10 protein-coding genes are annotated in these 12,036 nt (G+C 31.1%); 6 read left to right on the top strand and 4 right to left on the bottom strand.

Going from position 1 to position 12,036, the window contains the following annotated elements:
* Nucleotides 1-61: 61 nt before the first annotated feature.
* The 5 genes from Z054_RS0102860 (at nt 62) to Z054_RS0102880 (ending at nt 6,610) form a co-directional block, all read left to right on the top strand.
* Nucleotides 62-922, top strand: a complete 861-nt coding sequence (locus tag Z054_RS0102860) for an MBL fold metallo-hydrolase (RefSeq protein ID WP_024768591.1) — start codon at nt 62-64, stop codon at nt 920-922.
* Nucleotides 906-2,615: a S8 family peptidase gene (locus tag Z054_RS0102865; RefSeq protein WP_024768592.1), complete on the top strand. Its 1,710-nt coding sequence runs from the start codon at nt 906-908 to the stop codon at nt 2,613-2,615. Before Z054_RS0102860 ends, Z054_RS0102865 begins: the two co-directional genes overlap by 17 nt.
* Before the next feature lie 7 nt (nt 2,616-2,622).
* Nucleotides 2,623-4,452 (top strand): M1 family metallopeptidase, encoded by a 1,830-nt coding sequence (locus tag Z054_RS0102870; RefSeq protein ID WP_024768593.1) that lies wholly within the window; start codon nt 2,623-2,625, stop codon nt 4,450-4,452.
* Between the two features lie 110 nt (nt 4,453-4,562).
* A complete protein-coding gene (gene rnpA / locus Z054_RS0102875) occupies nt 4,563-4,940 on the top strand; it encodes a ribonuclease P protein component (protein ID WP_024768594.1) in 378 nt (125 codons plus the stop codon).
* Nucleotides 4,941-4,987: 47 nt separating this feature from the next.
* Nucleotides 4,988-6,610 carry a S41 family peptidase gene (locus tag Z054_RS0102880; RefSeq protein ID WP_024768595.1) on the top strand — a complete coding sequence of 541 codons (1,623 nt, stop codon included), beginning with the start codon at nt 4,988-4,990 and terminating at the stop codon, nt 6,608-6,610.
* A 41-nt stretch (nt 6,611-6,651) separates the two neighbouring features.
* Here Z054_RS0102880 and Z054_RS0102885 read toward each other — a convergent pair whose 3' ends face one another.
* From Z054_RS0102885 to Z054_RS0102900, 4 genes are all read right to left on the bottom strand, one after another.
* On the bottom strand, nt 6,652-7,089 hold the full coding sequence (locus Z054_RS0102885) for a GNAT family N-acetyltransferase (RefSeq protein WP_024768596.1): 438 nt from the start codon (nt 7,087-7,089) through the stop codon (nt 6,652-6,654).
* An 11-nt stretch (nt 7,090-7,100) separates the two neighbouring features.
* Nucleotides 7,101-8,018: a cation diffusion facilitator family transporter gene (locus Z054_RS0102890; RefSeq protein WP_024768597.1), complete on the bottom strand. Its 918-nt coding sequence runs from the start codon at nt 8,016-8,018 to the stop codon at nt 7,101-7,103.
* 3 nt (nt 8,019-8,021) lie between these two features.
* Nucleotides 8,022-8,456, bottom strand: a complete 435-nt coding sequence (gene rpiB, locus Z054_RS0102895; RefSeq protein ID WP_024768598.1) for a ribose 5-phosphate isomerase B — start codon at nt 8,454-8,456, stop codon at nt 8,022-8,024.
* A 551-nt stretch (nt 8,457-9,007) separates the two neighbouring features.
* Nucleotides 9,008-9,247, bottom strand: a complete 240-nt coding sequence (locus tag Z054_RS0102900; RefSeq protein WP_024768599.1) for a hypothetical protein — start codon at nt 9,245-9,247, stop codon at nt 9,008-9,010.
* 547 nt (nt 9,248-9,794) lie between these two features.
* Between Z054_RS0102900 and rnr the strand changes: the two genes are divergently transcribed.
* Nucleotides 9,795-11,993, top strand: a complete 2,199-nt coding sequence (gene rnr / locus Z054_RS0102905) for a ribonuclease R (RefSeq protein ID WP_024768600.1) — start codon at nt 9,795-9,797, stop codon at nt 11,991-11,993.
* Nucleotides 11,994-12,036 lie beyond the last annotated feature (43 nt).

A 12,036-nucleotide genomic window follows, 5' to 3' on the forward strand; every position in this document is an offset into this window, starting at 1 on the left:
GATATACCAATCAGTCCTTTGTGATATCATATAATTGAAAACATAATTTAAAGAAAAACAAATGAATTTATATCCCATAAAAGCAGGAAATTTTAAACTTGATGGAGGGGCTATGTTTGGAGTCGTTCCTAAAGTTTTATGGAACAAAACCAATCCTGCAGATGAAAAAAACCTAATTGATATTGCATCAAGATGCTTACTGATTGAAGATGGTGATAGGTTAATTCTCATTGACTCTGGAATGGGAGACAAGCAATCTGAAAAATTTTTCAGCCATTACTCACTTTGGGGTAGTGATAGTCTTGACGCTTCTTTAAAAGAAAAGGGGTTTCACAGAGATGATATTACTGATGTTTTTATTACCCATCTTCACTTTGATCATTGTGGTGGTGTGGTGCAATGGAATGATGCCCGTACCGGATATGAGTTGGCCTTTAAGAATGCCAGAATATGGAGCAACGAAGAACATTGGCAATGGGCTATTGCACCTAATAAACGGGAAAAAGCTTCTTTTTTAAGCGAAAACATTGTACCGATACAAGAAAGTGGCCAATTAAATTTTATTTCCAGATCAGATACAGCGTTTCAAAAAAGTTCTGAATTAGGTTTTGGCGTACTATTTGTTAATGGACATACAGAAAAACAAATGATTCCTCATATAGAACACAAGGGTAAGACTATCGTATTTATGGCAGATCTTCTGCCTACAGCTGGTCATATACCATTACCATATGTAATGGGTTATGATACAAGACCTTTGTTGACTTTGGATGAAAAAAAACTGTTTCTTGATAATGCTGCTACCAATGGGTGGTATTTATTCCTGGAACATGATGCCCATAATGAAATAATAACAGTACAACATACCCAGAAAGGGGTGCGTCTTAAAGAAGTTTTTACTTGTAATGAAATATTTAATTAAAATAAAAGATCAAATGATTCCCTCATCTAATAAAATTATTGCCGCTATTGCCTCATCTATGATTTTGGTAAGCTGCGGTGGTGCTCCAACTATTGTATCTACACCCATAGGAAATATTGATACAACTCCTCTAAAAAATATGGATCTAACCGATACTCAATTAAAAGGTTGGAATTCACTTGATTTGGTTTCTGATACCATCCCAGGAATGAGTGTAAACAAAGCATATAATACTCTTATTAAAAATAAAAAAGGTAAAACCGTTATTGTTGGCGTTATTGATAGTGGTGTAGATATCGAACATGAAGATCTTGATGGAGTAATCTGGACCAATCCAAAAGAGATCAAAGGCAATGGTAAAGACGACGATAATAATGGCTATGTAGATGACATTCATGGATGGAATTTTCTTGGAGATTCTGAAGATGAAAACTTGGAATATGTAAGAATTATAAAAAAACTTAAACCAAAATATGCCGGTAAAACTTTAGCTTCAATACCGCAGGCTGATCGTAAAGAATACCAAATGTATATTGAAGCAAAAGCAGAATTTGAAAAAGAATATCAAGAAAATTCAGCACAAAAAGGGCAATACGAGCAAATTCTTCAGCAATCTAAAATTTCACATAAGGCAGTTGTAGAAGCAATTGGAAAAGAAAACTATTCTCGCCAAGAACTTTTAAAAATTGATGCAAAAAACCCAGAAATGCAACAACATGTTGCTTTTCTGGCTCAAATGTTTGGGTTTATGGATCCTGATGATACTGTGCCAGATTTTATAAAAAATATTAAAGAAGGGGTAGATCATTTCACAGATCAATTAAATTATAATTTAAACCCGGAATTCGATGGTAGAACAGCGGTAGGTGACAACGTAGATGATATTACAGATGTCAACTATGGGAATAATAATGTTATGGGCCCGGATCCAAAAAAAGAAGGGATAAAACACGGAACCCATGTTGCTGGTATTATTGCTGCAGAGAGAAATAACGGGAAAGGAATGAATGGAGTGGCACAAAATGTAAAAATAATGGCAGTTAGAGCTGTTCCTAATGGGGATGAATATGACAAAGATATTGCACTTGCAATACGATATGTTGTAGACAATGGAGCCAAAGTAATTAACACTAGTTTTGGTAAGTATTACAGCACCCATCCAGAATGGGTAAGAGAAGCTATTACTTATGCCGCATCAAAAGATGTATTAATCGTAAATGCAGCAGGAAACGAAGGAAAAGACCTTGATAAAAAATCAGTATATCCAAATGATCAAATGAATAACGGCTCCGAAATCGCTAATAATTTTATTACCATTGGTGCTTTAAATTATGCATATGGTGCCAATCTTGTTGCTGATTTTTCTAATTATGGAAAAAGTAATGTTGATGCTTTTGCTCCAGGAGTTAAAATATGGGCAACTACACCTAATAATTCATATGAATATTTACAAGGAACCTCTATGGCTGCTCCGGCTGTGGCGGGAGTTGCTGCTTTAATTAGATCATATTACCCTGGTTTAAAGGCTCCACAAGTAAAACAAATACTTATGGATAGTGGTTTAAGTACCAAAGCCTCGGTGGTTATCGGAGGAGAACAAACTAATGTGGGAAGCTTTTCTGGGTTATCAAAATCTGGTAAAATGGTTAACCTATATAACGCCCTTATTATGGCGGATAAATTGTCTAAATAGTTTTATTATGTTTAAAAAGATTGTTTTTGTTTTTTTTGTTGGCATCTTTTGTGCAATCGCACAAAACAATACTTCGTATTGGCAACAACACGTAGATTACACCATGAATGTGGATATGAATGTTGAAAATTTTCAATATGAAGGGACACAGGAGTTAATATATTCTAACAATTCTCCAGATACATTATATCAGGTTTTTTATCATCTATATTTTAATGCATTTCAACCAGGAAGTGAAATGGATGTACGTTCTCGTAACCTACCGGATCCAGATCCCCGGGTTGGAAACAGAATAAGTAAACTTACCCCAGAAGAAATCGGATATTTAAAAATTTCTTCTTTATCACAAAATGGAAAATCATTAACATATGAAACTGCTGGGACTGTTTTAGAAGTATCATTAGATAAACCTATTGCACCAGGAGAAAAGGTTACTTTTTCTATGAAGTTTAACGGTCAGGTACCTAAACAAATACGTCGTTCTGGACGAAACAACAAAGAAGGTATCGCATTATCGATGACGCAATGGTATCCAAAACTTGCAGAATATGATTTTGAAGGATGGCATGCTGATCCATATATCGCTAGAGAGTTTCATGGAGTATGGGGTAATTTTGATGTAACCATAAATATTGATAAAAATTATATTTTAGGTGGTACAGGATACTTACAAAACCCGCAGGAAATTGGATATGGATATGAAGAACCCGGCACTAAAGTGACAAGAAAAGGCAAAAAGCTTTCGTGGCATTTTAAAGCTCCAAACGTACATGATTTTGCATGGGTTGCAGATCCAGAATATTTACATGATGTTGTAAAAGTACCTAATGGTCCTACGCTTCATTTTTTGTATAAAAACAAGAAAGAAATTATAGAAAACTGGAAAGACCTACAGCCAAAAACTGTAGAATTAGTAAATTATTTTAGTGAAAAAATAGGGAAATACCCATATGATCAATATTCTGTATTACAAGGCGGTGATGGTGGTATGGAGTATGCTATGTCTACTCTAATCACAGGAGAAAGAAATTTTGGTAGCCTTGTTGGGGTTACAGCTCATGAAATGGCACATTCATGGTTTCAACATATTCTGGCAAACAACGAGTCTAAGCATGAATGGATGGATGAAGGATTTACCAGCTATATTTCTACTCTAGCTATGAATGATGTAATGAAACAAAATAACCCTAATTCATTAAAAGGAATGTATCAGGGATATTACCAATTAGCTACTTCTGGTATAGAGCAACCACAGACTACTCAAGCAGATCGCTATTCGCATAATACCGCTTATGGGGCCTCTGCCTATACAAAAGGAGCTGTTTTTCTTTCACAATTAGGATATATTATTGGGAAAGATAATCTTGCAAAAACAATTAAGAGATATTTTAATGAATGGAAATTTAAGCACCCTACTCCTAATGATTTTAAAAGGGTAGCAGAAAAAGTATCTGGAATACAATTAGATTGGTATTTAACAGATTGGACACAGACAACAAATACAATAGATTATGGGATTAAAGATGTTGTAGAAGACAACAACAACACCAAGGTCACTATAGAGCGTATTGGATTAATGCCAATGCCTATTGATGTTTATGTAGAATATAAAGACAGTACTATAGAATCATTCTATATTCCTTTAAGAGTAATGCGTAATGAAAAGGAAAACCCAATCCCATCAATGAAGAGGACTATACTGCCTGATTGGCCTTGGACCAACCCAACCTATTCATTAAATCTTTCTAGACCAAAATCTGAAATAAAAGCTATTGGAATTGACATTACAAATACTATGGCTGATATAAACCCTAATAATAATAGCTTTTCAGAATAATAGCTGTTAATAGGAGTGGATCATATAGACTAAAGTCTTATTAAAAACCGGTACTAAAACCGGTTTTTTTATTACTCATATAAGAAATCTAATCACTACATTTAATGCCAATGAAGGCTACTTTTAATAAAAAAGAAAGGTTAAAAAGCAAAAAGGAAATAGAATTACTTTTTTCTGAAGGAAAATCTATATCCAAATACCCCGTTAGGTTAGTGTATAAAAAATCAAATTTTGAAGAGAATATTAAAATCAGGGCTGGTGTATCGGCTAGTAAACGCAATTTCAAAAAAGCAGTAGATCGTAATTGTATAAAACGTTTAATGCGTGAAAGTTATAGAAAAAATAAGTATATTGTACCCAACACTACTCATCAATTCACTTTTATGTTTTTATTTTCAGGTAAAGAAATACCTGAATATTCGTTAATAGAATCTAAAATAAAAGGAATATTACAAAAATTTGTCGAACAAGAAATAAAATCAAAATAACAACATCATATGTTTACTTGGTTTCCAATATTTAAAAGAAAACATCAATGAAGAAGAAAATTATCTACCCTGTAGTCGCTGTGATTATCTTACTATCTACTGTAAGTTTTAAGTCAGATTTTTTTGAAATCGCTAAGCAAATTGAAATTTTCACTACAATGTTCAAAGAATTAAATATGAACTATGTAGATGAAACGAATCCGGCAGAATTAATGGATACGGCAATCAAAGCTATGTTAGATGATCTGGATCCATATACTAAATATTGGAATGAGCAGGATGTTGAAGCTTCAAAAATACGTAACGCAGGAGAATATACAGGTATTGGTTCCTCTGTAAAAACAATAAAAGATAAAATCATTATCATAGAACCTTATAAAGGCTATCCAGCAGATAAAGCTGGTCTTAAAGCTGGTGATGAAATTATACAAATAGGAGATATAAAAGTGGCCGATTTTAAAGATGATGCAGGAGAACTTCTTAAAGGAGCCAGTGGAACTAAAGTTGATATTACTTATAGAAGACAGGGAGTCACCAAAACCACTGTATTAACAAGAGAAGAAATAGAGGTAGATGCAGTTCCTTTTCATACATTGCTAGATGATAATACTGGATATATTGTATTATCAAAATTTAATAACAAAGCTTCTAGTGAAACTATTGATGCTTTAAAAGACCTAAAAGCCAAAGGTGCTAATAAGGTGATTTTAGATTTAAGAGGTAACCCAGGCGGTTTATTAAGTGAAGCTATAAATGTTACCAATATTTTTGTGCCAAAAGGAGAGTTAATTACCACCACAAAATCAGTGGTTAAAAAGTATAATAAAGAATATTTTACAAAAAGAGAACCTGTAGATATCCAGATTCCCTTGGTAGTATTAGTAAATGGAAGAAGTGCATCGGCAAGTGAAATTGTTGCAGGTAGTATTCAGGATCTTGATAGAGGAGTGGTTATTGGTGCCAGAAGTTTTGGTAAGGGACTAGTACAGCGACCAAAAAAACTAACCTATGGTACTCAATTAAAAATTACTATTTCTAGATACTATACTCCTAGTGGTAGATGTATTCAGGCATTAGATTATTGGAATCGTGATAAAAACAATAATGCTGTGCGTATCAATGAACAAGATTTTAAAGCCTTTAAAACCAAAAACGGAAGAACGGTATATGATGGTGGTGGTATACAACCTGATATTGAATTAGAGACCTCTAAATTCAGTAAAATTACTACAGCTTTATTGCGATCTGATGCTATTTTTGAATATGGAACAAAATATTATTATTCTCATCAATTAAAAAAATCCTCTGATTTTAAATTTACAGATAAAGATTATGAAGATTTTAAAAGTTTTGTGAAACAAAGTGAGTTTAATTTTGAAACCGAAACCGAAAAATCATTTAAAAAATCATTAGAAGTAGCGAAAAAAGAAAAGTTTGATAAAGATATAATCGCTACCTATAACACTCTTATTGCTTCGATAAATACTTCTAAACAAGCAGCTTTAGATACCTATAAAACCGAAATTGTTAATTTACTAACAGATGAGATTATTAAGCGTTATTTCTATCGAGAAGGATTATATTCGTATTATGTAACACACAATCCAGAAGTAGCTAAAAGTCAAGAAATACTGAGTAATAAAAACAAATACGAAGAACTTTTAAAATAAGAATAAAGACTCGTTAGGTTCATGAACCTAACGAGTCTTTATTATCTAATCATACCAATATGAGGAATACCATCTTCGAGGTATTCTTCTCCTATTTGTTTAAAACCATGTGTTTCATAGAATTTTTTTAAATAAGTCTGAGCAGATATTTTAATTACTTTAGTTTTATAATGTGTTTCTATGGCGTTTACAGATTCTTTAATTAGTTTGTGACCATACCCATATTGTCTTTCCTTTTTGGGTATGACTACTCGTCCAAAACTAGTTTCCTTAAAATAATCACCTGCATCGAATAATCGCGTGTATGCGACAACCTTTTCACCCTTATATCCTATTACATGAAGTGCTTTTTGATCCTTATCATCAATATCCTGATATATACATTCCTGCTCTATTATAAATACTTCTGCGCGCAAGCGCAAAATTTTATATAGTTCTAGTGCAGAGAGTTCATCAAAACGTTTAACTTTAAATTTTATATCCATATTTTTTAATCCTGTACAATAATATCTTTATTATCCTGATTTCCATATTCTGGTTGTAGGGTAACATGATTTATTCTGAATTCTTTATAAAGTATATCTTCAATAGTGTTAAGTATTTTTCCAAATTCTGAAACCAAAATATCACTATCAAAATCTATATGTGCTTCTAAATGTGTTTCTTCTTCATTAAGTTGCCATACATGTATATGATGTATACTTTTAACTTTTGGTAAAGCATTAATTGTATTTACTATTTCTTTTAACTCAATAGAATCAGGAGTATACAACATTAATACTTTAAATGATTTTTTTAAGAGATCATAACCTACAATAATCAGATAGATCGCAATTGCAAAAGTTAAAACACTATCTACCCAAAATAGTTTATAAAACTTCATTAATAACCCTCCTATCAAAACTGCAAAAGATGCCATTAAGTCTGTTATAAGATGTAAATATGCCGATCTCATGTTCATATTTACTTTACTATCTTTTCTTAAAAGCAAAACGCTTAGTCCATTCCCAAAAATTGCTATTATAGAAAGTATAATTACAACATGTGCACTTATTTCTTGAGGATTCAGTAATCTTTCTATCGCTTCCAACACAAGAATTAATGCTATTACAACTAATGAAATAGCATTTATAAATGCTGCCATAATCTCTGCTCTTTTAAAACCAAAAGTTCTTTTAATAGAAGCTTCTCTTTTTGCCAATCGATTAGCAAAAAAACTAACTATCAAAGAAAGTACATCACTAAAATTATGTAATGCATCTGATAATAAAGAAAGACTACCAGACATTAAACCACCAACTACCTGGGCAGCTGTAATTCCAATATTTAAAAGAATAGAAAATAATAAATTACGCCCAGTAAGTTTATCATGAGAATATGAATGGTTATGGGCGTGAATTTTTACCATAGGCTAAATACACATTGGTATTTTATGTACTCTGTTTAAGTGTCTGCCTCCTTCAAATTTTGTTGCTAAAAATGTTTTTACCATTTCGATAGCCTGAGGTAGTGATGTAAATCTTGCGGGAATACATATGATATTAGCATCATTATGAAGTCTGGTTAATTCTGTAATTTCTTTTGTCCAACAAAGTCCTGCTCTAACATTATTGTATTTATTAGCTGTCATAGCAACACCGTTTCCGCTTCCGCACACCAAAATTCCAAAACTAACTTTTTCAGTGTTCACATCTTTTGCTACAGGATGTACAAAATCTGGATAATCAACACTATTGTTTTCATTAGTGCCGTAGTTAGTAACCTCAATTCCTTCAGATTCCAAATATTCTGCAATTGCAAATTTATATTCAGTCCCTGCGTGATCATTTCCAATAGCTATTTTCATTTTTTTATTCATTTCATTAGTTAAGCAAAGATAATTCAATCTAAAAAAAGTAAACTCCAAAAAACCAATAATTTAACCCAATATTACTCTAATGTTAATAACTCATAACCTTCTGTTAATAGTGAGTGTGGATAAACAGTTCTTAAAATTCATAAAGTATTTTTGGTAGTTTTGATTTTTATTAGAATACAAGTATAGTAGTAAGAAATCAAAATTTTAAACCCTCTTTTTTTGGCTAAGTTTTCAAGTATTAAGTCAATGTTATAAACTACGGTTTTACCGTAAAAATATTAAAAATTTAAGCTGTTGATTAACTATTAACAGTTGTTAATTAAATTTCATTTTTATAACATTTTCAAGCAATTAGAATAATGATATCCTGTTCATATTTTTCTCAAAATTCAGTTTAACTTAAAAAACAAATAAAACTCAAAAAAGTTATACCGCTATCCACACTATATTATAATCATCATTATTAATTTTAAATTTAAAAAAAAGAAAAAGATATATTTAATATATGTTGAAAACTATAAAGAAATAAGAATAGTCGTTTATACTATTCTAAGGTGAGAATCTGTGTTAAGATCGTTTATAATCTGAAGTACTTTATTTTTATCTTTTTGATGAACTTTTAAATTAATACCTCCTAGTGCGTTTGAGTAAAAAGGAAAAACACCTACCATTGTTTCGTTTTCAAAGAAATAAGAAATACCTTCTCGATCGAGAAGTAGTTTTAGTATGGCATATTCAAAAGGATATGTGTATGTTTTAATAGTAATAAAATCTTTCATTTTTTAAAATTATTCCTTGATAATCTTCCTTTTACAAGATACAAAATAAGCGCAACAATCAAATTAACGGTAATCAAAACGAATATCAATTTTTCTTAGATTGATAAATAAGTTTATACAGTAAAAAATTAATTGATTTGACTGGCTTCACGATCAGTTTTTACAGAACTATTTATTTCTGATCCTTCCAAAGTTTCTTTTTTCTGATCTATTGTATTGTTAATGTATAAGGTAAACGAATATATGCCCAATAGAAATATGAGTATGAAGAGTAATATTATCTTATGTATTTTTTTGATTTTATGCATATCGAATTAAATACTAAACGGATAAAATCGAATCCTAGTGTACTAAAATTAATTAAATTTTAAGAAAAATGACTGTATTTACTTACTTTTTTTTGATGTAATATCTTGATTTACAGATAATGTATTTTAGAGTTATTCAACAGCAATATGATTTAAGTATTAATAAAAGTTTAAAGTTAAAATTACTGATGTTAAAAGATAAGCTGTACTTTTATCATAAATATATAGAACAGATATTAATGAAAAGAAAGAGTAGAAGAAGAAAAAAGTCACCTAAAATAGAGAATATTACACAGGAAATACTCAAAATATTAAAAGCCGAATCAAATAAAAGTTTTAATTATAAACAAATCGCATCAAAATTAGGAGTAGATGATGCAAGTAGTAGAAATCAAATTATAAAAAAATTATCCCAACTCGCAGCTAAGAAACAAATTGAAGAAGTAGAAAGAGGAAAGTTTAAGATTATACCTAACATTAACACTTATACAGGTATTTTAGAAATCACTTCAAAAGGTACAGGATATGTAATTGTAAAAGATCTTGAAGATGATATTTTTATCCCAAATAACAATCTTAATAAAGCACTGAATGGTGATGAGGTAGAGGTTTATATTTATCGTAGAAAACGAAGAGGAAAGAGTGAAGGAGAGATTTCTAGGATTATTTCTCGTAAAAGAAGTGAGTTTGTTGGTATAATAGATATTCAAAAAAATTATGCCTTTGTAAACATGCAGGATGGCAAAATGTATACTGATATTTTTATCCCTAAAAATAAAATAGCAGACGCAGAAAATGGAGATAAAGTTTTAGTAAAACTAGAAGATTGGCCAGAAAAAGCAGATTCACCTTTTGGAAAAATAATTAAAGTACTAGGAAAACCAGGTGAACATAATACCGAGATACATGCTATTTTGGCTCAGTATGGTTTACCTTATGAGTTTCCTGAAGAAGTCGAAGATTATGCAAATACTATAGATACATCTATTCAAGAATCAGAGATCAAGAATCGTAGGGATATGAGAAAAATTCTTACGTTTACTATTGATCCTAAAGATGCTAAAGATTTTGATGATGCGTTATCATTTCAGGTTTTAGAAAATGGTAATTATGAAATAGGAATTCATATTGCAGATGTATCACACTATCTAAAACCAGGAACAATACTTGATGATGAAGCTTATGAAAGAGCAACATCTGTATATCTGGTAGATAGAGTAGTTCCTATGTTACCCGAGGTTTTATCTAATAATGCCTGTTCCTTAAGACCAAATGAAGAGAAATATACATTTTCTGCAGTGTTTGAATTAAATGATAAAGCAGAAATAAAAAACCAATGGTTTGGGAGAACAGTAACCTATTCTGATGCAAGATTTGCATACGAAGAAGCGCAGCATATTATAGAAACTCGCGAAAATGTAATTCCCGCAGAGATCTCACTTACCAGAAAAGAATATAAAGCTGATCAAAAAATAGCTGATGCAGTACTTAAATTAGATGAACTTGCTAAAATTATGCGAGGTAAACGAATGGGTGAGGGAGCTATTTCTTTTGATAAAGTAGAAGTAAAATTTAGTCTAAACGAAAATAGCGAACCAGTAGGAGTGTTTTTTAAGACTTCTAAAGACGCTAATAAACTTATTGAAGAGTTTATGCTATTAGCTAATAAAAAGGTCGCAGAGTTCATAGGAAAGCAAAATCCTAAAAAAACATTTATTTATCGTGTACATGATGAACCAAATGATGAAAAATTAGCAGCACTACAAAACATTATTGGAAGATTTGGATATAAATTAGATCTTAGAGATCGAAAAACTACCACAAAATCGTTAAACGGATTATTAAAGGATGTTCAAGGTAAAAAAGAACAAAATTTAGTTGATACTTTAGCTATACGAAGTATGAGTAAAGCAGAATATACTACTCATAATATTGGTCATTATGGATTAGCGTTTGATTATTATTCGCATTTTACCTCTCCAATACGAAGATATCCAGATGTTATGGCACACCGTTTGTTACAACATTATTTGGATAAAGGGAAATCTGTTGCAGAAGATGAATATGAAGAAAAATGTAATCATAGTAGCAGTATGGAAAATCTGGCTGCCAGTGCAGAGCGTGACTCTATAAAGTTTATGCAGATAAAGTTTATGAAAGATCATGAGGATGAGCAGTTTTTGGGAGTTATCTCTGGAGTTACAGAATGGGGAATTTATGTAGAAATCATTAATAATAAATGTGAAGGTATGATTCGTCTTAGAGACATGAATGATGATCACTATGTTTTTGATCAAGATGAATATGCCATTATAGGAGAACAAACCAAAAAAGTATACCAATTAGGAGATGAGGTATATGTAAAAGTAAAAAATGCTGATCTTATAAAAAGACACTTAGATTTCACCTTGTTAGGAAATAAGGAAGAAATAGAGTAATCAAAAAAAATAGTGTCGTTTGTTTTATGTAAGATCAAAATTG

Origin of the sequence: Aquimarina macrocephali JAMB N27 (assembly GCF_000520995.1) — a bacterium.
Lineage (GTDB): Bacteria > Bacteroidota > Bacteroidia > Flavobacteriales > Flavobacteriaceae > Aquimarina > Aquimarina macrocephali.